The organism is Nitrospirota bacterium (assembly GCA_016207885.1).
Lineage (GTDB): Bacteria > Nitrospirota > Thermodesulfovibrionia > UBA6902 > UBA6902 > JACQZG01.
This window is the reverse complement of sequence record JACQZE010000003.1, coordinates 16,749-38,341: the sequence shown is the minus strand read 5'-3', so window position 1 is coordinate 38,341 and position 21,593 is coordinate 16,749. Positions and strand designations below refer to the sequence as shown.

The following is a 21,593-nucleotide window of genomic DNA, read 5'->3' as shown; positions in this document are numbered from 1 at the left end:
TTTCCTTAATTCAAAATAAAAACCTGCTATAATATTCACTAATTATGGAAATACTGAAACTCGTAAAATGGCAGGACATCCTTGATATTATTATTGTAGCGGCGATACTCTACCGTCTCCTTCTGATAATCAAGGGGACCAGGGCAGCGCATATGCTTATAGGGCTGTCGGTCATCTTTGCCGTATTCCTCTTCTCCGGCCGGCTCAAGCTCTATACGATGGATTGGATAATCCAGACGCTCTGGGCGCAGATCGTCCTTGCGGTCATCATACTCTTCCAGCCTGAGATCAGGAAGGCGCTGGCGCATATGGGCAAGGCGAAGTTCCTGCCTTCATTCTCAAGCGCGGAAGGGCTCAGGTCGCGTGAAGAGATAGTGAAGGCGGCAATATCTCTTGCGAACCGGGAGATGGGCGCGCTCATGGTAATTGAAAGAGAGAACAGCCTTGACGAGATAATGGAGATAGGCACGCAGCTTGACGCAAAGGTCTCGCAGGAGATCCTATTAAGCATCTTTCATACATCTTCGCCCATTCACGACGGCGCGGTGGTCATACGGGGCAACCGCATTATATCCGCCGGGTGCTTCCTGCCGCTGACATTAAGCTCGAAACTCTCAAAGTCTTTCGGCACAAGGCACAGGGCCGGCATAGGGCTTACGGAAGAGACCGATGCTGTTGTGGTAATAGTGTCCGAGGAGACAGGGACGATCTCTGTTGCCATAGGAGGCAAGATAATGAAGAATATGGATTCAGGCAAGCTCAGGGATTTTCTTACAGAGAGCTTCAGCACGACCAAGGTTAAAAAGAGATGATAAAGGAATTCTTCTTTACAAATATATGGCTGAAACTGGTATCGCTCGTCTTTGCTGTCGGCCTCTGGTTCTTTGTTATCACGAGCAGCCAGATCGAGACGGTCGTTCAGGTGCCGATTCAGTTTGTTAACATGCCGCCGGGGCTTGAGTTAACTGTTTCGCCTGATAAGGTAAGTGTAGGCATAGAAGGATATGAAAGGATCATTGACGGGCTTGGAAAGAATGACATCACCCTTGAGTTGAATATGAGTAAATCTAAAAATGGCATGAATGTTTTTACGTTTTCAGAAGAGAATGTTAAACTGCCGGGACATCTTGAAGTAAACAGCATCTCTCCTCAGACAGTCAGCCTGATGCTTCAGGAACGGAATTAGGAGGCCGCATGGAATCTGAAGGAAGAAAAAGGATGAAGCTTTTCGGAACTGACGGCATAAGGGGCAAGGCAAATCATCCTCCTATCACCGGCGAGATAGCGTTTGAGGTCGGCCGCGCCGCTGCGTATGTCCTTAAGAAGAAGCACGGCCGCGACATGATACTCATAGGCAAGGACACCAGGCTTTCAGGCTATATGATCGAGAGCGCGCTTACATCAGGCATATGTTCGATGGGAGTGGATGTTATCCTGGTCGGCCCGATGCCCACGCCCGGCATAGCCTTTGTAGCAAGAAGCCTCAGGGTGGACGCGGGTATAGTCATATCAGCTTCACACAATCCCTATGATGATAACGGGATAAAGTTCTTCTCATCAGACGGCTTCAAGCTCCCTGACAGCGTTGAAAGAGAGATAGAGGAGATGGTCTTCTCAGACGAGCTTAAGAAGATCAGGCCTGAGGGAGACGGGATAGGCAAGGCGCACAGGGTGGATGACGCGTCAGGAAGGTATATTGAATATGTGAAGGCATCTTTTCCCAAGGGCAGGACGCTCGAGGGCATGAAGGTAGTCGTCGACTGCGCCAATGGAGCAACCTACAAGATAACCCCGCATGTGCTGAGCGAACTCGGAGCGCATGTAATAGCGATCCATGACAGGCCGGACGGCCTTAATATAAATGCGGACTGCGGCTCTACATATCCTGACGTGATACAGAAGGCGGTCATTGAGCACAAAGCTGATATAGGCATCTCACACGACGGCGACGGCGACAGGGTCATTCTCTGCGATGAAAAGGGAGAGATAGTTGACGGCGACAAGATATTGGCGATCTGCGCCCTTGATATGAAGAAAGAAGGGACGCTTAAGAAGAACCTCGTTGTTGCCACGGTCATGAGCAATTTAGGTTTTGAGCTTTACCTGAAAAGATCAGGCATCGACCTGATAAGGACGCAGGTAGGCGACAGGTATGTTGTTGAAGAGATGATAAAGGGCGGTTATAACCTCGGCGGAGAACAGTCCGGGCACATAATATTTCTCGACTACAACACGACCGGTGACGGCGCTATATGCGCCCTTCAGGTGCTTGCCGTTATGATAAAGACCGGCAAGTCTCTTTCAGAACTTGCGTCACAAGTGCCGATTTATCCTCAGGTGCTTATAAATGTCACTGTGCCGAAGGCAAAGAAGATAGAGAAGTTCCCTAATGTGCTTAAGGCTGTTGAAGCGGCTGAGAAGAAGCTCAAGGGCGGCAGAATTCTGGTAAGGCCTTCTGGAACCGGCCCCAAGATCAGGGTGATGGTTGAGGGCGATGATATGAAGAAGATCCGTACAATAGCAGAGGAGGTTGCAGAGGTCATAAAGACTGAGATGGGTTGATATCTTCAGCAACAGCCTTTATCTTAGGCATTGCCTATTTTCATTTCCTCCCGTTCTTCCCTTTCACAATTAATTCTTTAATTATAATAACTGGCTGTTGTCTCTATCTCAGATGTAATAATAAGAAGGCCATATTACTCGCCGCTTTATTTTTTCTTTCCGGTATCTTCTATTCATTACTGCGTTATGACCCGATACCTGAGATAAAGTTCTCTCAGGATAATGTATCTGTCAGCGGCACGATAGTTGATCTTCCCGAAGTATCTGATAATAATCTCCGCATCACCTTAGATGATGTCTCGATCAACGGAAAAACCATAATGGGAAAAGTCAGGCTTTATATTATTAAGGCAATCATAAATAAAGCCCCCTCACCCTTGCCCTCTCCCTCCAGGGGCGAGGGTGCTTTATATCTCTTCACCGGCGATGTGGTAAAGGCTTTTACGAAACCCAAAGAACCCCCTGTATTCCACAACCCCGGTGTATATTCATATAACTCAAGGAAAGACGGTATATTAGGCACGGGCTATACCAAAGAAATTAAACTTGTCAGGAGAGGCAAAGGCTTTCTCTCATGGATAGGCAGAATGAGGCAGAGGCTCGGGGGCATTATCAATGCCAGCCTTTCGCATGATAACGCGTCATTTAACAATGCGATAATCACAGGGCTTAAGCGCGGGATGGGGCAGGATGTGCTCGACCACTTCAGCTCCACAGGGCTTACGCATCTCCTGAGCATATCAGGCACACACTTCGGCCTTCTCGCCTTTCTCATATTTCAGTTTGTGAAGAGGTCAGCGGGATTTTTGCCTGATAAAGCCTTTAAGGCGATGACCATATATATTACGCCGACTCAGGCGGCTGTTATAGTGACGATGCCTCTGCTCGTATTCTATATGCTGCTGGCAGGCGCAGGCGCTCCTGCTGTCCGTTCCTTTATCATGGCATTCATATATATGCTCGCGCTTTTGATCGGCAGGCGCGGGCAGTGGCTAAACTCGCTCTCTATCGCCGCGTTCATTATACTTCTTTGGCAACCTGATGAACTCTTTGGCCTTTCATTCCAGCTCTCATTCATCGCTGTGCTTTCGTTAGGGCTCATCATGGAAAACAATGAAGAGACAGAGCAGGCAACAGATAGTCAGAAAACAGAGAAGAAAGAGAGAGTATTTCTCTACGTTGATAAATTTGCGAAGAGCCTGAAGTCGTCAATCTTAATAACCATCGCCGCTGTCATGGGGACAGCGCCTCTCATCGCGTTATATTTTAAACAGTTCCCTCTGGTATCACCATTGACAAACCTGATCATTACGCCTATCGTCTGCTTCATAATACTGCCGCTTGGATTTCTAACGGGTTTTGCATCTCTCCTGTTTGATCTTCAAACATTGCCGCTGAGTTGGCTATTAAATACTGCAACCGGCTTTACTCTCTATCTGACGGAGATCTTTTCAAATATTCCTTATGCGAATATTCACGTTCCGAATCCGTCGTTCCTGATGATAATGTTTTATTATCTTTCATGTGTATTTCTACTTAAAAGCAGTGTGAGGTGGAGATATTTCCCTCTCGTTATTGTTGTAACCTTTTACCTCTTAAATCCTCTTTTGTCTGAAGCCAGATTCAGGATAACATTCCTGGATGTAGGGCAGGGCGACTCTTCTCTTATCGAACTGCCGGATGGAAAAGTTATGCTTATTGACGGCGGGCCGACTGCTCCTGATTCCGGCCGAATGGTCGTTGCGCCTTATTTGTGGTCTAAAGGAATAAGGAAGATAGACTACCTTGTAATAAGCCACACTCATCCTGACCATTACGGCGGCATTTCTTGTTTGCTCAACAACTTTGATGCAGGCGAAGTCTGGACAAGCGGCAGGGGATCAGATGTGATAACGGGCCTGATAGATAATGCCAAAGATAAAAAGATAATTGTTAAGACATTGAAGAGAGGCCAGCTTCTCGAAGGAAAGGGGTATAAAATTTATGTGCTTCATCCGTATGCCGGTTTTTATACAGGCTCTCCAAGAGGGCAATTCTCAGATGAGAACAGCGGGTCGTTGGTGCTGAAGATAGAGTCTGACAGCGGGGCGGTACTATTTACAGGTGATATAGAGGAGGAAGCAGAAAATAATATCGCACATCTTGGCGCATGGCTCAAAAGTGATATCATCAAGGTCCCGCATCACGGAGGAAGGACATCAAGCTCAATCGGGCTTCTCAATGCTGTTAAGCCTGAGCTTGCAGTTGCAAGCGTCGGCAGAAACAACTCTTTCCATCATCCTCATGAAGAGACGGTCAGAAGATACATTGAATCAGGGACAAGGTTATTAAGGACTGACAGAGACGGTGCGGTAATTGTTACATTCAACGAAGAAGGATATGAGGCAACGACATATTCGGATAGTGAATTCAAAGAGGCTGGCAGTTGGGAAGATGAGGTGAGGAACCTGATGCTTCTGCTCTAATGTCTTCAGGGTCCTTATATATTTTCTTCTTGCCGTTTATAATCAGTTTGATTAAAATTAGGCATCCATATGAAAAAGAAGATTGAGAAACAAAAAGACGCTACATTACAGAAGCGGCCTGATAAAGCTCTGAAACAACGGGTAATGACCGGGTATGCGGAACTGTTGAGCGCTTTGAAAGAACGGATACGTTCTGCTCAGTTTAAAGCGGCGCTGTCGGTAAACCGGGAACTGGTGTTGCTTTACTGGCAGATCGGACAAGAAATTCTTACAAGGCAGGCAAAGGAAAACTGGGGTGCAAAGGTTATTGATCGCCTTGCTGCCGACCTCAAACGTGAATTTTTCGATATGTCTGGCTTTTCTCCGCGCAATCTAAAGTATATGCGTGCTTTTGCAGCTTTATACAAGGATAAGGCATTTGTGCAAGAGGTGCTTGCACAAATTACCTGGTACCACAATATTACCCTGCTGGACAAGGTTAAAAACTCTTCTGAAAGAGAATGGTATATTCGGAAAACCATAGAGAACGGTTGGTCACGGAATGTTCTTGTCCTGCAAATAGAAAACGATCTTTATCACCGGCAGATCAACTTCTATCTGTCGGCTCTCGATGATATTGTGAAAGCCCCTGAAGACAATCCTTCAATCGGGATTATTCTATGCGCTACAAAAGACAGGGTTCTTGCCGAATATGCTTTGCGTGATATTAAAAAACCTATTGGCGTAGCTGAGTGGAAGACAAAATTAACCCGTTCTTTACCGAAGAAGCTGAAAGGCAATTTGCCTACGATTGAGGAAATTGAGGCAGAGTTGGAGAATTAAGAATTTAAAAATCCGTCAAAGTGAGGTTAATGACTATGGATAATGACAAACTCTTTCATGACTGGGCTGTATCATATCTCAGGCAGAAGCTCTCAAGGAGCTACACAGATGTAAAGATAAATCTTGAGGGCGGTGAGAAGAACGAGTTCAAGGGTATGTATCCTGATCTGATACTCGGCAATCACGGGATGGTGCTTGCGATCATGCAGGTTGAGACAGAAAAGACAGTGACTCCCGAGAAGGCGGAAGAGTGGAAGAAGCTTTCAGGCCTCGGTGCAAAGCTGATCGTGATGGTTCCCAAGGCTTCAAAGGCAAAAGTTATTGAGCTTTTATGGAAGGTTGGTATCGCGGACAAGGCGGCGGTCGGGAGTTATGAGTTTAATGTCAGTATGCCGTGAGGGGTTACGTATGAGTTCAATGACAGGATCAGAATTATTTCTTTTCTGATTTAATTATCTTCAATACATCCTTCAGCACAGGCAGCACGAGTTTATCTTTGGAACGGCCGGCTGCCTGTTTGCTTTTAATGATCAACTCAAGCGGCAGTACCTGTACTTTAAAATCAGTCAAAGCTATTTTTATAGCCTTTTTCTTGATCTCGGCATATCCGCCTAACCCATCCACATGAGTTACAATGTCAAAAAGCCCGGCATCGTCTCCGGCGAACATCGGTGGGTTGTTTCCGATAGGAGGGATATAAATGGATTTTACTTTTTTTAATGCTTTAGTCAGGCGCGGGTCGGTTAAATCTGCAAACCAAAGATCAATATTCTGAGTAACGACCGGAGCACTTTGTAAAGCCGCCGCTGACAGTCCGATAATCATGAAGTCAACCTTGCAGCGGACTAATTCGCGCAGAAAACGAATTTCACTTTTGGTGAATATGAGGTCTTCGGCCACGTGTCAAGGCCCTCCTTAAACATTCAATAGGCGGTTCACGCATTAATAATAACGTATGCCTGATATTGTCCCTATCAATATTCTTGTATTTCCCGGCTATCTCATCCACTTTATTCAGTAAAAGCTTCATCTTTTCCATCTCCGGGGTATCTTCAGTAAGAAATTCTGAAGGAGATACATTCAGGCTCTTCGCAACAGCCCGGATAGATTTAGGCAGAACAAACTCCTCACGCGCCAATGAATAAAACGCATTGCGGCTTACTCCTGCCCGTTTAAGCAGTTCAGAGAGCGTAATATTCTGCTGACGGCACTTATCTTTAATTACTTCGAGAGATATTCTCATAATAAATATAGTGTACCGTAATATGGTACATATAGCAATGCTGCTGTTTTGCATAATCTCTTTTTGCAATCAAGCGCTAAAAAGAAGTGACACCTGAGAGGGCGGAAGAGTGGAAAAGGGGCTTTCAGGCCTCAGGGTAAAGCTGATCGAGCTATTGTGGAAGGTTGGTATTGCGGACAAGGCGGCAGTCGGGAGTTATGAGTTTAATGTGAGTATGCCGCGAGAGGATGCGGCGAGATTATTTCTTGGGGAAATACTTCACATTGCTTATCTTTTTAAAATCTGAGTCCTGAGTCCAGAGGATGGCTTTGAATGCCTGCGCTGTTGCGAGAATAATGCTGTCTGCCATTGGAAGATTATGCTCCAAACTCAGCTTTGAAGCGGCGATTGCCAATGGCGCATTCAGATCCACAACCGTTCCTTTTTGCATAGCAACCACCGCCTGCAGTGCTTCATTCTCGCCGGACTCACGAAGAATGACCTTGAATACCTCGTATATCGTTACCGTTGGCACAACAAGCAAAGCCGAATTACTCAGCGGGGCAAGGAAATGCTTGGCATTAGGCTCGTCCGCGAAATACGCAAGCCAGCCGGAAGAATCTACGATATTCATACTCTGTCCTTCTCCCGTTTGAATTCCGTATTGATGCCCTTAAGGAATCCACGGAGTTCTTTGATATCGCGTTCCGGTATAAGTTCAATGCGCCCGGCATATTCGACAATCTGCATTTTTTGGCCCGGACGAAGATTCAATGCTTCCCGTACTGTTTTTGGGATAACGACCTGATATTTTGGTGATACGGTTACTGATTGCATGCCAATACCTCCATCGATATGTTTAGTATTACGATATCATCATCGATATGATCTTGTCAAAATGCAGAAGGCGGCGGTCGGAAGTTATGAGTTCAATTCAGGTATGCCGTGAGGGGAACGTAAAGCTCAGTGAATCGAGCCACTGAATCTCATCAAACTGCAAAAAACTGATTTGCTGACTTCAAACCTAACGCACGCACCAAAAGTGTCCTGTGGTTCGATTTCACTGCAGCGCCTTGTTATCCGTTCAGCTTCTGTCTTTATTGTCTTTATTATTGCCTGTGTCTTAACTTGGGGAGTTTGTGCTTTTTGATGGTCTGCTGTGAGCCCTGCTTGATTATCCCCGTGCTTTTGTCAAATAGTCTATTGCATCTGCTCCGCTCTTGTCCAGAACTTTTTTAAGCCTTGTAAGTTACAACGGCTCGCTGCCCGTAAAGACTTCCGCTCTTTAATCTATCATCGTTCAATTACTGAATGACTAAATAAATTGGCTATCAATAACCTTGCTCTTTACAACTGCTCGATTACTAAAATGCCCCTTGCCTTAACCTGAAACTCTCAACAACTGATGGACCCAATAATTTACAACGGCTTACTGCTCCGTAAAGACTTCTACCTCAAAACCATCAACTGTCATCAATCAAAAGACCAGTAATAATTACTTAACAGCTATACTCCAGCAAAAAGCCTCTCAAAAGCGCGGTCTCCATCTAACTCCAACTCTATAATTACTCAGCAAAGCCGCTTGAATAAAATCCTAACCCTTCCGTCTACCTTCTTAAATCGATAGCTCAACCAGCTCTTAAATCTCGGAACTCCGCCGCTCGCTCCAACGATAACTTTATAGACGGATAACGTAAAGCTCAGTGACGAGTACCACCGTAAGATAACAACATGCGTCCAAACCGATTTGCAGTCCTCATAACAATGCTACCCCAAAAAGTGTCCTGTGGTACTCGTTCATCTGCAGCGCATGGTTAGGCATTTTATAAATTTCCGCCAACTGTGCCTTTAGGGAACAGTGCTCGCGCATATAGTCTCTCTCCTATTTTGTCGAATCCAAGTTTACCCATGAACATTGAAAGATACGATAAAATACTCGAAGTAATTCTTTTGAAGGGTTTTGTTTTGTTGTAATCTAGACTCCTAGTCAAATGGTGTCCAAACTCAGTTAACTTATTTTGACGCTGGAGTAGTTCTCTCAAATCAGGAGCCAGCTCCGAAAGCAAATCTAACCATTTGTCCCGCACGTTGCTCCAGCGCTCTGACTCTGCTTTGGCCGTAGTATTTGGTGAATTAGCAAAAGAGAAGAGCCACTGAGACTTCCAAATACCTACCTGATTTGAACCTAAATTAATCAGTGCATGCAATACTGGCATTGATATGTTCTCTGGTAAACTTTTAAGAAATGGGGCAATCTCTTCAATTGTAATACCTCTGTTAGAATTCGACAGAGACTGCAATTGTGTCAAAGTATCCCTTTCAGAATTTGATCCAGTCTGCTCACTCATTTTATTTGCCTTGTACTCCCATAATTGGCTATATGTTATTGCCTATATGTTGATGCCTAACAATTAGTAGACTGCCGTCCGTATTTGCTGGAATATGAATATCATAGTTGTATGAATAAGAAAACACAAGCACAAAATATAGTGGTGTAGTTAATGATTTATCTTGAAGAATGGCGGTGTTTACCCCATAATAGCCAGCATATACAGCCGTCCGTATAACATGGATATTAAAACACCCATGATATACGGCAAATCAAATTATGCTTAATAAAAAGGTAGTTCCGAAGTTTCAGGTTAAAAGGCTGCTTGAAGATCTTCAAAGAGCTGAGGAGCAGATCGATAAAGGCAAAGGCATTGAGCATGAGAAGGCAAAGGCTCATATCCTTAATAGAATCAGTAAATGAAAGTAATGTGGCCTCCTCTTGATGTGTGAGGCCATAATGTGGCGGCGGTCGGGAGTTATGAGTTTGAATATCGTTTCTGAAACAATAACCATGGCGGCACCGGGCATCCAAGGGCATCAGCAACTGCACGGAAGAGTTCAGACTCTTCAACCTTTATGGTTTTATCAAAGGTCATGCATTCAATGCAGGCGACCAGCAGCTTCTTCTTTATCAGGGGACTGGTAGTGTCCAGTTTGTTGAGCGCATTATCAAGGCCGGTGAATGTACACTCTTCAACTGGCAGAAAGTTCAGTTGAACGTCCGGCTGTATAAGCGTCTGAATGCCTTTTTTAAAGGCGGCTTCTGCTTTTTGGTTGTCATCATGTCCTGAACGTGCCAAGACGGAAAGAACGATTGAGCATTCAGCTGAAACGCCCCGGACCGAATAAATCTGTGCTGCCATTGTCTTAGTCCTTATAAAGTAGGCAGCAAGGTGACGGAAAATAAGATGCTTTAGCATAAACTCAAAAATACTGATGTTCTGGTCAGCGGTAGTGAGGAGGCTGACATTATCTTTAAACACAAGATATTGTTCAGGTGAAAGATTCCTTAAAGCTGGAAGCGCGAGCTCAACAAGCGGCAGGCGGGTTCCGGGTGTGATTGATGAGGAATATTCAGACAGCCTTGTTACCTCATTCAGAAGGCCTTCTGACTCTGAGGCTTGCAATGCCTGCAGCTGTTTTTCACTCATCCCTTTTTGCCCATCTGAAAGAAGAAGGTAGATGAGGGCACACGCACTGAGAGGGTCACGCGCCGCATCCTTTACAGGTTCAGGCAGGCCGGAGAGCATATCTTTTACTTTATCAGCATGCTCCTTCATAGGGGCGCCCATAGTTGAGATTATCGCAATGGCGGCAGCTCCGGTAACCTCTTTTACCGCATCTTTCCGAACCGCTATTAAAGGCTCGGCTTTTTTGACAGGTTCAGGCCTGGGGATTTGAACAGGTTTGATATCAGGCAGCACTCCGTTGAAATACGGGTCTATCCGCTGGATGCGTTCTTCAATGGGAGGATGAGTGGCCATAAGAGCTAAAAAACTCTGGTCAAGGCCGTCACTGAAGTACATATGGCTTGCAAGTGATGCCTGGCGGCTATATATCCTTGAGCCTTGGCGGAGCCCGGCTATCTTTTTGAGCGCGCCGCCTAGGCCTTCCGGGTTTCGGGTGAACTGAACGGCAGAGGCGTCTGCCAGATACTCGCGCTCTCTGGAGACAGCGCTCTTTATAATCTTGCTTACAAAAAATCCTATGTATCCTATTATAAATAGCGCTATGCCGAGCGCGTAGAAGGCCAGGCCTCCCTGAGAGCCTCTATAAGAATGATACCCGCTGCCTTTGCCGATTCTGGAAAGCATATATTCGCCGAGTGAGCTGATGGAAAGTATGCCGTGCAGTAAACCGATCAAACGGATATTGATCAGCGTGTCGCCATTGAAGATATGGCTGAACTCGTGGGCTATTACTCCCTGAAGCTCGTCGCGGCTCAGAAGGGTGATGCTGCCTTTTGTTACACAGATCACAGCGTCTTGAGTATTGAAGCCTGATGCAAAGGCGTTAATGCCTCCCTCGTCATCCATAATATATATATCAGGCACTGGGATGCCGGATGCTATTGCCATCTCCTCAACGACATTTATAAGCTTCTTTTCCATAAGGTCTGTTGACCCGTGTACTATACGCCTGCCGCCAAGCATCTCGGCAACCTTCCGGCCTCCGCTCTTCAGGTCCTTTATCTTATAGATAGCCCCGCCGATAATTATGCCTGTAGTGATTATAGAGACCGTGATAAACCTGATGGTGCTCCAGAATACCGGGGCATCACTCATGTTCTTATAATGTTTAAGATAGTATGTGAACTGATGGACTGCTGTTATGGCGATATAAACGAAGAAGACGGTAAAGAGGATAGATGCCGCAAAGAGAATGATCAGCTTGGCAGTCTTCTTTCTTGCCTCATCCTGTCTGTAGAAAAAATCCTTCATGTCATCAGGAGTGTTAGCTGAAGGAGACCTTTGGCGCCTGGCGTTCCTCAGTTTTCTCTATCTCAAGAAGTGTTGCGGGCATGAAGTTGAAAGCACTTGCAATCATCACGGCAGGGAAGACCTCTATGGCGGTATTGAACCGCATCACTGCATCATTAAAGGCCTGACGCGCAAATGAGATCTTGTTCTCGGTAGATGTGAGTTCTTCGCTCAACTGCATCATGTTCTGGTTTGCCTTTAGGTCAGGATACGATTCAACCAGCGCAAAGAGCTTGTTCAGGGTGCTGGTCAGCATATTTTCAGCTCCCATCAGTCCGGCTATGGCATTCGGGTCAGCAGGATCAGCAGAGGCTTTTTGTGACGCAGAGGCTGCCTGGTTTCTTGCGGCTATGACAGCTTCGAGGGTCTCTCTTTCATGTTTCAGATATCCTTTGGCAGTCTCTACAAGATTCGGTATCAGGTCATAGCGCCTTTTAAGCTGAACATCGATCTGCGCAAAGGCGTTCTTAAAGATGTTTCTTAACTTGATCAGATTGTTATAAAGGCCGATACAATAAATTACAAGAAGTACGACGACTGACACAATGATAAGCAAAATAATAGATGCTGTTCCCATAACACCTCCATGCATTTAAATGTTTATATAGGCCGGCTTTCTGATATCAGGCGGCGTAGATCATTATAAACCAATTCATTAACCATTATGCCTTCTTTACAAATTCTGATTTCAGCTTCATCGCTCCAATGCCGTCGATCTTGCAGTCGATATCATGGTCGCCTTCGACGAGGCGGATGCTTTTTACTTTGGTGCCGACCTTGACCACCGATGAAGACCCCTTTACTTTCAGATCTTTGATCACTGTAACGGCGTCACCGTCTTGAAGTACATTTCCATAGGCATCATGAACAACAAGTTTATCATCAGCGCTCTCTGCGATAGGATCTTGCGGCCATTCATGTGCGCATTCCGGACAGACATACAAAGTTCCGTCTTCGTAAGTGTATTCTGAACTGCATTTAGGACATTTCGGTAAACTGCTCATACTGTACCCCCTGTTTTTGATTGGCCGGTATTCTTAACGTTAATCATCTTTGCTCACGAATGTGGGAATTGTTTTCTCGGATTTCTCACAGTCCTCAAGAGAACCCTCGAAATATTGACTTGCGATAAACAGTTCACAGAGCTTTCTTCGCAGTAAGGTCTTCTGATCGCATTCACTCATGCCGGCGTCATAACCCGGAAGTGAGAAGTGCGACATACACTGCTGGACAGATTCCAACTCAAGGTCGTCTGTCTCTGAAAGGAACATACAGTAGCTTGCTTCCCAACGGATCACGTGCCCTGGGACAGCGCAGGCGGGAGGAGTTTCTGCTCCCGCTAATGATACCAATGCAAGACAGATACTGATCATTGCCGACAAGCGAAAAATGAGCCAATGTTTCATGTTTGATTTCTTAGCCCAATAATTATTAGACAGCTGTTAGTATTTTTGTAACAAGAAAAGTATAGTTGTGTGAATGGGAAAATACAAGCACAACTCTGCCTCTTTAACTCACATCGTCAGGCAAGTTAATTTTTGTTTATCCACAGTTGAACTGCCTGAGCCAGGCCGATAAGAACAGCAATCCATATCATATATGCGAGGGCAATGCCCATCGGCTTCGGCCATGCGAACCATCCTGGGGCATTCATTAACCCGAACTTCCAAAGAACAGAGGTGAAGGGGCTGCTGAGGATCAAGGCAGGAACCGCCATGACCCAGAAAAAAACTTCTCCTATCAGTTCGAATAAGCCGGGGAAAAGAGACTTAATTGCAGTAGAGATCCAAAGGAGCATCCCATGCAGGGCAACTGCCGCTGCGCAGAATCTGAGGCTGCGTACTAAACCTTGAACCGAGGGACCAAATACTGCCGCAAGAAATTCTTTCATGGTGATATTCTTCGCCTGATAATTAAAAGACTGTCGCCCGTATTTTCTGGAATAAGAAAATTATAGTTGTATGAGTAAGCAAATACAACTATGAATATGCCTTCAAGCTGCACTCCACAGCCTTTATCGCATCAGCGGCTGAACTCGTTATGCCGCCTGCGTAGCCTGCGCCTTCGCCGATAGGGTAGAGGTTCTTTATATTTACTGACTCATATTTTTCATTGCGCATAATTCTTACAGGAGAGGAAGTTCTTGTTTCAGCGCCCAACAATATTGCATGTTCTGAGACAAATAACGGATAATCTTCTCTCCAGTGATTGAACGCGATCAAGAGCGCCTCGTTGATGAAGCCCGGGAGAATCGTATTCATGGGAACAGGTTCAGCGCCCATCTTGTAGGAATTTTTATTCAGGTTGGAAGATATCTTCCCGTTCAGAAAATCTATCAGGTTCTGTGCAGGGACTTTCCAATCTCGACCTCCTGCATCAAACGCCTTCCGCTCGATAGCTTTCTGGAACTCAATGCCTGCCAAAGGATGGGTTGATCCGTAATCATTCGTATGGCACGTTGCGACGATAGCTGAATTTGAGAATTGCGATGACCTGCTTGCGTAGCTCATGCCGTTCACGACCAGCATGCCGTCTTCAGATGAAGCATTCACCACCTCGCCTCCGGGGCACATGCAGAATGTGTAGACACCTCGTCCTGTTTTTTTGTCGGTGTAGTTAAGGGAATAAAGCGCGGCTCCGATCTTCGGATAGTCCTTATATTTATCTTCATATCTCATGAGGTTTATGATCTCAACAGGGTGCTCTATTCTTGTGCCGACGAATATCTGCTTCTGCTCCATGGCAACACCTTTTCCATAGATCATCTCAAATGTATCACGTGCGGAATGTCCGAGCGCAATGAATATCATTGAAGAACGATATTCTGTACCACCGTTTATCACAACGCCTGATGCTCTGCCGTCTGCAATGATCAGGTTGGTCATCTTTGAACCATAGTGTATCTCACCGCCTCTATCGAGAATATAGTTCCTGATGTTCTTCACGATCCTGCACAAGACGTCTGTCCCAAGGTGCGGCTTGCGGATGTAGCCGATCTCTTCAGGCGCTCCGAACTTAATAAATGTATCCAGTACTTTGTTTGCGGCATACGAATTCTTTATCCTCGCAAAGAGCTTTCCGTCAGAGTATGACCCTGCGCCGCCTTCGCCGAACTGGATATTGGATTCATGGTCAAGCTTCCGCTCTTTAATGAATCTCTGAACATCAATTGAACGATCTTCTATTTTTTTGCCTCTTTCAAATATCAAGGGTTTTATCCCATGTTCGATAAGCTCAAGAGCCGCGAAAATTCCTGCAGGGCCGAAGCCTATTATGATTGGCCTCTCTTTGGTGGTGATCGGGTTTTTGTGAGGCGTTATCTTCTCAGTGTATAGGGGAAGGTTTGCTTTGTTGTCGAAGCTTTCAGGAAGACTTACAACAATTGACAGTTCATAGTAGAATGCTTCTTTATTGCTTATGTTAAGTGACTTGCTCAGTATCTTAGTGAGCCTTATGCTGTCATTACTTAGCCCAAGTTTTTCTGAAGCGGCTTTTATGTATTCATCTATCCCGTCTTTCTCAACGTGTATCCGCAGTTTGCTTATTATTAGATCCAAAATGTCTCCATTGATGTATCTGTCATTCTGGCTTGTCCAGAATCTTTTTAGAACGATTCTGGACAAGCCAGAATGACACTAATAAATCTTAATATTATATACGCTCTGTAAGTTCGGCCATAGGTTTTGTTCGAATGAAATCAGCCCATCATGCTCAAGGCAACTGCCTCCGCAACCTTGATCCCATCCACGGCAGAAGAGAGTATTCCGCCCGCATAACCTGCGCCTTCTCCTGCGGGATATAAGCCTTTTGTGTTTACGCTTTGCAGGTCATCGTCATTCCGTTTGATACGTATCGGCGAAGAGGTTCGCGTCTCAACCCCGGTCAGCACGGCATCTACAAGATCAAATCCTTTGATCTGTTTTGCGAATGCAGGCAAAGCCTCGCGTATCGCAGCCACAGCGTAATCCGGCAGGGCTGTGTTTAGATCGCAGAGATGAACACCGGGTGCGTATGAGGGCTGCACCGTGCCTAATTTGGTAGAAGGTTTGCCTGCCGGTAGGCAGGCCAGAAAATCACCGACAAGTTGCGCAGGCGCCTGGTAATTGCTTCCGCCAAGTTCAAATGCGCGCGATTCCCAGAACCTTTGAAACTCCATACCCCCAAGCGGGCCGTCCGGATAGTCCTCAGGTGAGATGCCCACAACTATGGCGCTGTTTGCGTTGCTGTCATTGCGCGAATATTGGCTCATGCCGTTTGTCACAACCCGACCGGGTTCAGAGGCTGCCGCAACTACCTTTCCTCCGGGGCACATGCAGAAGGTGTAGACCGAACGGCCGTTGCTTGCGTGATAAACCAGTTTATAATCTGCTGCCCCGAGAAGAGGGTTGTTTACGCTCTTGCCATGGCGGTTTTGGTCTATGAGCGACTGCGGATGCTCGATACGCAATCCGATAGAGAAAGGTTTAGGCTCGATATAAATACCATTTCTATGGATCATCTCAAAGGTGTCGCGCGCGCTGTGCCCGATCGCGAGTATGAGATGATCGGTTGCGATATCTTCACCACCTGCCAGTGTCACGCCACTCACCTGTCCGTCCTTGATCTTAATGTCGTCCACACGGCTCTCAAAGCGGATCTCGCCGCCCAGAGATTGTATTGTCGCCCGCATCTTCTCAACTATCCCGACGAGGCGGAATGTGCCGATGTGGGGTTTGCTCACATAAAGTATCTCAGGAGGCGCGCCTGCCTTGACGAATTCCTCTAACACTTTTCTGCCATAATGCTTCGGATCTCTGATCTGTGTATGCAGCTTGCCGTCAGAGAATGTCCCTGCCCCGCCTTCGCCAAACTGCACATTAGATTCCGGATGAAGTACGCCCTTGCGCCAAAGCTCAAAAGTGTCTTTAGTGCGCTCGCGAACTGCCTTGCCCCGCTCCAGTATCAGCGGACGAAAACCTGACTGCGCGAGTATCAGCCCTGCGAAGAGCCCGGCGGGCCCTGTGCCGACTATGACCGGACGTGAAGAGGGTGTCTTGGGAGCATGAGCGACAAAATGATAACTGATGTCCGGAGCTTGCCTGAGATGCGGATCTTTATTGAACCTCTCAAGCACCACTGCTTCATTGCGAACTTCAATATCCAGCGTATATACGAATAAAATTGCGTACGGTTTGCGCGCATCAACGCCCCGCCGAAAGATAGTGTAGTTAATAAGGTCAGCATCAGAGATGCCGAGCCTCCTGATAATAGCAGCTCTTAGCTCTTCTACAGGATGATCGAACGGGAGTTTGAGTTCAGTCAGTCTTAACAATGTCTTAATTCACTTCATCTGTCTGGCAACAGCCTGATTCAGCGCTTTTTGCGCTTTGATGAGCTTTTTATATTTAGATTCTATCTTCTTGATGTCTTTGGCTAAGATAGCCTGCAACAGGTCGCCCTCTATCTCAGCGACATCGATCCTTTTGTAGTAATCCATGCTCTCTTTAAGATGTGCTAAAACTATCTTCCCGGTTATGACAGGATGGTTGTTGGTGACATTCGCGTCTTCATATCTCGTGCCGTGTTCAAGTTCGACTTCCAATCCCTGCATGAAGTCCTCAAGAGGGATATCCATCTTTTGAGTGTTAACGGCTTTAAGTATCACTGCTGCTTCTGCTTTTGTGATATTCGGCTCTGTCAGTGCTGACCAGTCTCTCAAACCAAGTTTTTTGCAGACCCTTCTTACTTCTTTAACAGTTATATACTCCGGCAATTTCATGACCTTCTCCTTTTGTCTGGCATATTCTTATTTTATCTTCCCTGCGTGCCGTATTTATCGCACATGGAATAAAGAAAAACCTGAAGCTCATCAGGTGTGAGCAGTTTATCAGGCGGGGTATCCTCAAGCAGCATGGCATGTATGAATTTCTTCATGAGCGTGATGACCCCGTATTCTATCATCTCATCGGGCAGTGACTCAGGCGCATTCTCTATCAGCAGGCGTTCTGTATGCCAGAACTCTTTTGTCGGAGCGGTTCCTGTGCAGAGATTTTCTTTGACCGCTTTTGGAGTCGCGCCCTTTGAGATCGCGAGCGCGCTGATCTCCAGGTTCGTAAGCTGAAGCCCGCGCATTGCAGGGTTTGCGCAGGCGCGGTGGCGGCCTTTTGTGATCGGATAAAAACGGTCGTAATTAACACCCGAACAATAAAGCAACGTCTTTTCGCCACTGCTTTTATCAGGCCGTATTACAAGATATATAAAATCATTAATATATTCATGTGAACTTTCCATATTCATCGTTATTATCTATTCCTTATGTTTATCAAGTATCTCTTTGATCTCTTCGGCAGTATAAAGCCTTCCCTTTCCAACCCCGGCGCAGAACGGCGCTACCTCACTCTCCCATGCCTTGGCATTCATATTCTCAGGCCAGAAGGGCCATGTTCTGCACTGAAGCGGCCGCGCCTCATAGACCGTGCACTTTTTATCTATAAGAAAACGGCAGTCTTTGTCCGGCTCTTTGAGATGGAAATAGCCGTGCAGTTTGTCACAGTATCTTTTTGTGAACTGAAGCGTGGAGGTTCCGAGATGCTCCGCAAGCCGCCTTCTCTCTTCAAGGTTGAGATATATAAATCCATAGACACCCCTTGATGTGCAGCATCTTCCCGAGCCCCGGCATTCAAAGCGGATTCCGTCTTTGTAGAATGTTTTATTTGCTTTCCTTGTCTTGCTCATTATTTATTTCTTAATGCTTCTAACGCCTTATTATGCAGTTTCATATTTGCGGAAACAAGGAGCGGGGTGGTTCTGTTTACGCCGATGACAGTCTTGCCTATATCATTTCCATCAAGGCCTGTTATGACGCCGCCTGCCTCTTTTACAAGAAGATAACCGGCAGCCATATCAAAGCTCCTTGTCGGGTACGGGATTATGAATGTGCTCAATGCGCCCTGCGCGAGGAACGCCATGTCCAGAGCTGTGGAGCCGAAGCATCTTGCCCTGTTGTAGAGCGAAATCAGAGGCATGATCTTTGGTATATCAATTCTTGGAGTCTGCGTCTCATAGGCGATCGCCTTCATGTCATCATCCTGCTGTGTGCTTATCTGCCGGTTGTTCAAAAAACTTCCCTCACCTTTTATCGCCCAGTACTCGTCACAGCTCGTCAGGTTTATGATGTATCCGATGGACGTTTCTCCAACCATGTCGCCCTGGACAAGCGCGATAGATGTTGAAAATAGCGCAACCCCGCTTATGGCGTTCCTGCTTCCGTCTATCGGGTCGATGAGCAGCCTCTGCCCGCCGCCGTTTATCTCTTTCACCCCGCACTCTTCAGATATAATTGTTATCGGCTTATTTGATCTCTCAACCTCTTCGATTATTATGTCCTCTGCCTTTTTATCTATCGGAAAGGTCTTGTCACCGCCCGCGCCTTTGCCGATGGGTTCTCCCTTTCGGAGTTCATCAAGAAGCGGCGGTATCTCTGTTATCAATCTTTTGCCTATCTTTCTCAGCTCGTTTATATTCATATCTTGTCGGGTTTTCTTCCCACTTAAACAAAGGGGGATTGAGGGGGATTTTTAAATTGTAAAATCTCCCCTTGCCCCTCTTGCTTAAAGCACCTACTGTTGGTTGTCAAAGAGGGGATTGTTTGAGTGATGTCTTTATCAGCTCCGCAATCTTCCTGTTCATCCCCTTCAGCCCGGCTATCTCTTCAACCGATGCCTTTCTTATCGCATCAAGGCCGCCGAAATGCCTCAGGAGCGCAAGCCTTCTTGTCTTGCCGATGCCCTTTATATCTTCAAGCGGGGATCTGAGCGTCCTCTTTGTCCGGAGTTTCTTATGAAAGGTTATTACAAAACGGTGAACCTCATCGCGTATTCTCTGAAGAAGATGAGTTGACGGCATGAAAGGGTCTAATGGGATAGCGTCTCTCCTGCCGGGCAAAAATATTCTGTCCGGCTCCTGTTTATCTTTAACGGTCTTTGCCTTTGCTATTGCGGCTATATCAAAAGAAACGTCAAGCTCTTTCATTGCGTTCATCGCAGACTTAAGCTGTCCCTTGCCGCCGTCAATAAGTATAAGCTGCGGCATCTCTCTGTCTTCTTCTGCAAAGGCCTTCATATGCCTTTTGATAACTTCCTCCATCATCGCAAAGTCATCGATGCCTTTCACAGTTCTTATCTTATAGGCCCTGTAATCGTCTTTGATAAACTCGCCGTCCTCCCACACCACAAAAGCGCCGACCGCCTCAGAGCCTGAGATGTTTGATATATCGACCGCCTCTATCCTTTGCGGGAGATTCTTTAATTTCAGAAGCTCTTTCAGAGAGAGAAGCGTTGTGTCAACCTTCCTGTCTTTGTGTTTGCTAAGCGCAAATAGTGCGTTCTCATTTGCCATATTGAGCACCTTCTTTTCGTGCTCTCCTCTTGCGTATGAGAGGCTGACAGCTTTGCCCCTCTTATTAGTAAGCCACTCTTTCTCAACCTTAAGGTCAGCATTGATTGGAATGACTATCCTCGGCGGGATGATTAACTCCTTTGAATAGAACTGCTCAATGAAGCTTGATATAAGTTCGGCCTCCTCAATGTCGTCTGTGTTCTTCAGGAAGAAGTCTTTCTGCCCTATGACCTGTCCGTGCCTTATAAAGAGCATAAAGACGAGCGCCTCGTTATCTTCCTTGAAGAGTCCGATGACGTCCATATCTCCAAGCTCCGGTGCGATGACGCGCTGCGACTCCCATGCCCTTTCTATATTGCTCAAAGTATCCCTGACCTGCGCTGCCTCTTCATACCTCTGCTCGCCGGAAAGGGACGCCATCCTGTGATGAAGGCTTGATAAGAGCTCCTTCTTCTCGCCCATGAGAAAGAACTTCACCTCATTCACCGTCTTCATATAAAGGTCATGGTCTTTGTCTGAGCGCCTTGACTTGTCGCATGGCGCGAGGCATTTGGACATCTGGTGCTGGACACATGGCCTCATAGGTTTATCAAGATTATACCTGCAGGGCCTGATCGGAAAGCTGTGCTCTATGAACTTGAGCATCTCCCGCATAATTCCTGAAACTACATACGGGCCGAAATAGAGCGAACCGTCCTTATCTATCTTTCTAACGACTTCGAGCCTCGGCCATGTCTCGTTCAAAGTGAGCTTGAGGTACGGGTAGTTCTTGTCGTCGCGCAGGATTATGTTGAACTTCGGCTTGAACTGCTTTATGAAGTTTGCCTCAAGCGCAAGCGCCTCTATCTCGTTCTCCGTAACGATATATTCAAAGTCCCTGATCTCCTCGACCATCTTAGCCTTGCGGTTATCAAGCGCCGCGGACTTCTGAAAGTATGACCTGAGCCTGTTGCTGAGGTTCTTCGCCTTTCCGACATAGATCGTCTTCTCCTTCGCCCCTTTCATTATATAGATGCCGGGAGAAGTGGGGGCCTGACGGAGTTTGTTTGTGAAATCCATAGGTTAATTATAACCTATGTCAGGAAAAGCAAATTTACATCTCAGGTTATGAAATTTCAAACCGACAATGGCGGTAATTTATAATCATTATTAGCCAGTAACTTATCTAAATGCTAATCAAATATTTATCTTGTAATAATCTGGCAATAAAACTATAATTTTCTTTAATAATCATATGTGTGAACGTTCGGTGAATATGGCTCAGGCATTTAGAATGCATTTTTAAATAAACAATGTTAACCAAAATTTAATAACTAAGAACGAATTATGGAGGAG

The 21,593-nt window shown here is 46.1% G+C and carries 24 protein-coding genes; 7 read left to right on the top strand and 17 right to left on the bottom strand.

Annotation, left to right across the window (positions count from 1 at the left end; all coding sequences use genetic code 11):
- The first annotated feature begins 44 nt into the window (after window positions 1-44).
- The 6 genes from HY807_00195 to HY807_00170 all read left to right on the top strand — a co-directional run bounded on the left by HY807_00195 (window position 45) and on the right by HY807_00170 (window position 6,247).
- Window positions 45-812, top strand: a complete 768-nt coding sequence (locus HY807_00195) for a TIGR00159 family protein (GenBank protein MBI4824830.1) — start codon at window positions 45-47, stop codon at window positions 810-812.
- Window positions 809-1,186 (top strand): hypothetical protein, encoded by a 378-nt coding sequence (locus tag HY807_00190; GenBank protein MBI4824829.1) that lies wholly within the window; start codon window positions 809-811, stop codon window positions 1,184-1,186. The genes HY807_00195 and HY807_00190 overlap by 4 nt, the downstream gene beginning before the upstream one ends.
- A 32-nt stretch (window positions 1,187-1,218) precedes the next feature.
- Complete coding sequence (locus HY807_00185; GenBank protein MBI4824828.1) at window positions 1,219-2,562, top strand: phosphoglucosamine mutase; 1,344 nt, start codon at window positions 1,219-1,221, stop codon at window positions 2,560-2,562.
- The gene (locus tag HY807_00180; GenBank protein ID MBI4824827.1) at window positions 2,559-5,027 is read left to right on the top strand and encodes a DNA internalization-related competence protein ComEC/Rec2; all 2,469 of its coding nucleotides are present in this window, start codon (window positions 2,559-2,561) and stop codon (window positions 5,025-5,027) included. Before HY807_00185 ends, HY807_00180 begins: the two co-directional genes overlap by 4 nt.
- A 144-nt stretch (window positions 5,028-5,171) precedes the next feature.
- Window positions 5,172-5,849, top strand: coding sequence for a DUF1016 domain-containing protein (locus HY807_00175; protein ID MBI4824826.1), 678 nt, complete (start codon window positions 5,172-5,174; stop codon window positions 5,847-5,849).
- A gap of 35 nt (window positions 5,850-5,884) precedes the next feature.
- Window positions 5,885-6,247 carry a hypothetical protein gene (locus tag HY807_00170; GenBank protein MBI4824825.1) on the top strand — a complete coding sequence of 121 codons (363 nt, stop codon included), beginning with the start codon at window positions 5,885-5,887 and terminating at the stop codon, window positions 6,245-6,247.
- Between the two features lie 34 nt (window positions 6,248-6,281).
- Here HY807_00170 and HY807_00165 read toward each other — a convergent pair whose 3' ends face one another.
- The 5 genes from HY807_00165 to HY807_00145 all read right to left on the bottom strand — a co-directional run bounded on the left by HY807_00165 (window position 6,282) and on the right by HY807_00145 (window position 9,419).
- Entirely contained in the window at window positions 6,282-6,749 is a 468-nt protein-coding gene (locus HY807_00165) for a hypothetical protein (protein ID MBI4824824.1), read from the bottom strand.
- The gene (locus HY807_00160) at window positions 6,718-7,092 is read right to left on the bottom strand and encodes a hypothetical protein (protein MBI4824823.1); all 375 of its coding nucleotides are present in this window, start codon (window positions 7,090-7,092) and stop codon (window positions 6,718-6,720) included. Before HY807_00160 ends, HY807_00165 begins: the two co-directional genes overlap by 32 nt.
- Window positions 7,093-7,330: 238 nt before the next feature.
- The gene (locus HY807_00155; protein ID MBI4824822.1) at window positions 7,331-7,705 is read right to left on the bottom strand and encodes a type II toxin-antitoxin system VapC family toxin; all 375 of its coding nucleotides are present in this window, start codon (window positions 7,703-7,705) and stop codon (window positions 7,331-7,333) included.
- Window positions 7,702-7,908 carry an AbrB/MazE/SpoVT family DNA-binding domain-containing protein gene (locus HY807_00150; protein ID MBI4824821.1) on the bottom strand — a complete coding sequence of 69 codons (207 nt, stop codon included), beginning with the start codon at window positions 7,906-7,908 and terminating at the stop codon, window positions 7,702-7,704. The genes HY807_00155 and HY807_00150 overlap by 4 nt, the downstream gene beginning before the upstream one ends.
- A gap of 986 nt (window positions 7,909-8,894) precedes the next feature.
- Window positions 8,895-9,419: a hypothetical protein gene (locus tag HY807_00145; GenBank protein MBI4824820.1), complete on the bottom strand. Its 525-nt coding sequence runs from the start codon at window positions 9,417-9,419 to the stop codon at window positions 8,895-8,897.
- 260 nt (window positions 9,420-9,679) lie between these two features.
- On the opposite strand from HY807_00145, the gene HY807_00140 reads away from it, so the two are divergent.
- The gene (locus tag HY807_00140; protein ID MBI4824819.1) at window positions 9,680-9,823 is read left to right on the top strand and encodes a hypothetical protein; all 144 of its coding nucleotides are present in this window, start codon (window positions 9,680-9,682) and stop codon (window positions 9,821-9,823) included.
- 55 nt (window positions 9,824-9,878) lie between these two features.
- Here the strand turns inward: HY807_00140 and HY807_00135 are convergent, their stop codons facing one another.
- The 12 genes from HY807_00135 to uvrC all read right to left on the bottom strand — a co-directional run bounded on the left by HY807_00135 (window position 9,879) and on the right by uvrC (window position 21,317).
- Window positions 9,879-11,843, bottom strand: coding sequence for a M48 family metallopeptidase (locus HY807_00135; GenBank protein MBI4824818.1), 1,965 nt, complete (start codon window positions 11,841-11,843; stop codon window positions 9,879-9,881).
- 13 nt (window positions 11,844-11,856) lie between these two features.
- Window positions 11,857-12,459 carry a LemA family protein gene (locus HY807_00130; protein ID MBI4824817.1) on the bottom strand — a complete coding sequence of 201 codons (603 nt, stop codon included), beginning with the start codon at window positions 12,457-12,459 and terminating at the stop codon, window positions 11,857-11,859.
- An 85-nt stretch (window positions 12,460-12,544) separates the two neighbouring features.
- Entirely contained in the window at window positions 12,545-12,886 is a 342-nt protein-coding gene (locus HY807_00125; protein MBI4824816.1) for an alkylphosphonate utilization protein, read from the bottom strand.
- A gap of 39 nt (window positions 12,887-12,925) precedes the next feature.
- Window positions 12,926-13,153 (bottom strand): hypothetical protein, encoded by a 228-nt coding sequence (locus HY807_00120; GenBank protein ID MBI4824815.1) that lies wholly within the window; start codon window positions 13,151-13,153, stop codon window positions 12,926-12,928.
- Window positions 13,154-13,413: 260 nt separating this feature from the next.
- Entirely contained in the window at window positions 13,414-13,773 is a 360-nt protein-coding gene (locus tag HY807_00115) for a hypothetical protein (protein ID MBI4824814.1), read from the bottom strand.
- A gap of 88 nt (window positions 13,774-13,861) precedes the next feature.
- Complete coding sequence (locus HY807_00110; protein ID MBI4824813.1) at window positions 13,862-15,439, bottom strand: dehydrogenase; 1,578 nt, start codon at window positions 15,437-15,439, stop codon at window positions 13,862-13,864.
- Between the two features lie 140 nt (window positions 15,440-15,579).
- Window positions 15,580-17,193, bottom strand: a complete 1,614-nt coding sequence (locus HY807_00105) for an NAD(P)/FAD-dependent oxidoreductase (GenBank protein MBI4824812.1) — start codon at window positions 17,191-17,193, stop codon at window positions 15,580-15,582.
- Between the two features lie 9 nt (window positions 17,194-17,202).
- Window positions 17,203-17,640, bottom strand: a complete 438-nt coding sequence (locus tag HY807_00100; GenBank protein MBI4824811.1) for a hypothetical protein — start codon at window positions 17,638-17,640, stop codon at window positions 17,203-17,205.
- Between the two features lie 32 nt (window positions 17,641-17,672).
- A complete protein-coding gene (locus HY807_00095; protein ID MBI4824810.1) occupies window positions 17,673-18,158 on the bottom strand; it encodes a hypothetical protein in 486 nt (161 codons plus the stop codon).
- Between the two features lie 9 nt (window positions 18,159-18,167).
- The gene (locus HY807_00090) at window positions 18,168-18,596 is read right to left on the bottom strand and encodes a YkgJ family cysteine cluster protein (GenBank protein MBI4824809.1); all 429 of its coding nucleotides are present in this window, start codon (window positions 18,594-18,596) and stop codon (window positions 18,168-18,170) included.
- Window positions 18,596-19,387, bottom strand: a complete 792-nt coding sequence (locus tag HY807_00085) for a hypothetical protein (protein ID MBI4824808.1) — start codon at window positions 19,385-19,387, stop codon at window positions 18,596-18,598. Before HY807_00085 ends, HY807_00090 begins: the two co-directional genes overlap by 1 nt.
- Before the next feature lie 106 nt (window positions 19,388-19,493).
- A complete protein-coding gene (gene uvrC, locus HY807_00080; protein ID MBI4824807.1) occupies window positions 19,494-21,317 on the bottom strand; it encodes an excinuclease ABC subunit UvrC in 1,824 nt (607 codons plus the stop codon).
- Window positions 21,318-21,593 lie beyond the last annotated feature (276 nt).

What these genes read in the sequence shown, in the direction of transcription:
- HY807_00135 (MBI4824818.1), bottom strand. Translation starts at nt 11,843, where the DNA reads ATGAAGGATTTTTTCTACAGACAGGATGAGGCAAGAAAGAAGACTGCC.
- HY807_00095 (MBI4824810.1), bottom strand. Translation starts at nt 18,158, where the DNA reads ATGAATATGGAAAGTTCACATGAATATATTAATGATTTTATATATCTT.
- HY807_00145 (MBI4824820.1), bottom strand. Translation starts at nt 9,419, where the DNA reads ATGAGTGAGCAGACTGGATCAAATTCTGAAAGGGATACTTTGACACAA.
- HY807_00115 (MBI4824814.1), bottom strand. Translation starts at nt 13,773, where the DNA reads ATGAAAGAATTTCTTGCGGCAGTATTTGGTCCCTCGGTTCAAGGTTTA.
- HY807_00130 (MBI4824817.1), bottom strand. Translation starts at nt 12,459, where the DNA reads ATGGGAACAGCATCTATTATTTTGCTTATCATTGTGTCAGTCGTCGTA.
- uvrC (MBI4824807.1), bottom strand. Translation starts at nt 21,317, where the DNA reads ATGGATTTCACAAACAAACTCCGTCAGGCCCCCACTTCTCCCGGCATC.
- HY807_00120 (MBI4824815.1), bottom strand. Translation starts at nt 13,153, where the DNA reads ATGTTCCTTTCAGAGACAGACGACCTTGAGTTGGAATCTGTCCAGCAG.
- HY807_00085 (MBI4824808.1), bottom strand. Translation starts at nt 19,387, where the DNA reads ATGAATATAAACGAGCTGAGAAAGATAGGCAAAAGATTGATAACAGAG.
- HY807_00150 (MBI4824821.1), bottom strand. Translation starts at nt 7,908, where the DNA reads ATGCAATCAGTAACCGTATCACCAAAATATCAGGTCGTTATCCCAAAA.
- HY807_00140 (MBI4824819.1), top strand. Translation starts at nt 9,680, where the DNA reads ATGCTTAATAAAAAGGTAGTTCCGAAGTTTCAGGTTAAAAGGCTGCTT.
- HY807_00175 (MBI4824826.1), top strand. Translation starts at nt 5,172, where the DNA reads ATGACCGGGTATGCGGAACTGTTGAGCGCTTTGAAAGAACGGATACGT.
- HY807_00125 (MBI4824816.1), bottom strand. Translation starts at nt 12,886, where the DNA reads ATGAGCAGTTTACCGAAATGTCCTAAATGCAGTTCAGAATACACTTAC.
- HY807_00185 (MBI4824828.1), top strand. Translation starts at nt 1,219, where the DNA reads ATGAAGCTTTTCGGAACTGACGGCATAAGGGGCAAGGCAAATCATCCT.
- HY807_00170 (MBI4824825.1), top strand. Translation starts at nt 5,885, where the DNA reads ATGGATAATGACAAACTCTTTCATGACTGGGCTGTATCATATCTCAGG.
- HY807_00160 (MBI4824823.1), bottom strand. Translation starts at nt 7,092, where the DNA reads ATGAGAATATCTCTCGAAGTAATTAAAGATAAGTGCCGTCAGCAGAAT.
- HY807_00190 (MBI4824829.1), top strand. Translation starts at nt 809, where the DNA reads ATGATAAAGGAATTCTTCTTTACAAATATATGGCTGAAACTGGTATCG.
- HY807_00100 (MBI4824811.1), bottom strand. Translation starts at nt 17,640, where the DNA reads ATGAAATTGCCGGAGTATATAACTGTTAAAGAAGTAAGAAGGGTCTGC.
- HY807_00090 (MBI4824809.1), bottom strand. Translation starts at nt 18,596, where the DNA reads ATGAGCAAGACAAGGAAAGCAAATAAAACATTCTACAAAGACGGAATC.
- HY807_00195 (MBI4824830.1), top strand. Translation starts at nt 45, where the DNA reads ATGGAAATACTGAAACTCGTAAAATGGCAGGACATCCTTGATATTATT.
- HY807_00155 (MBI4824822.1), bottom strand. Translation starts at nt 7,705, where the DNA reads ATGAATATCGTAGATTCTTCCGGCTGGCTTGCGTATTTCGCGGACGAG.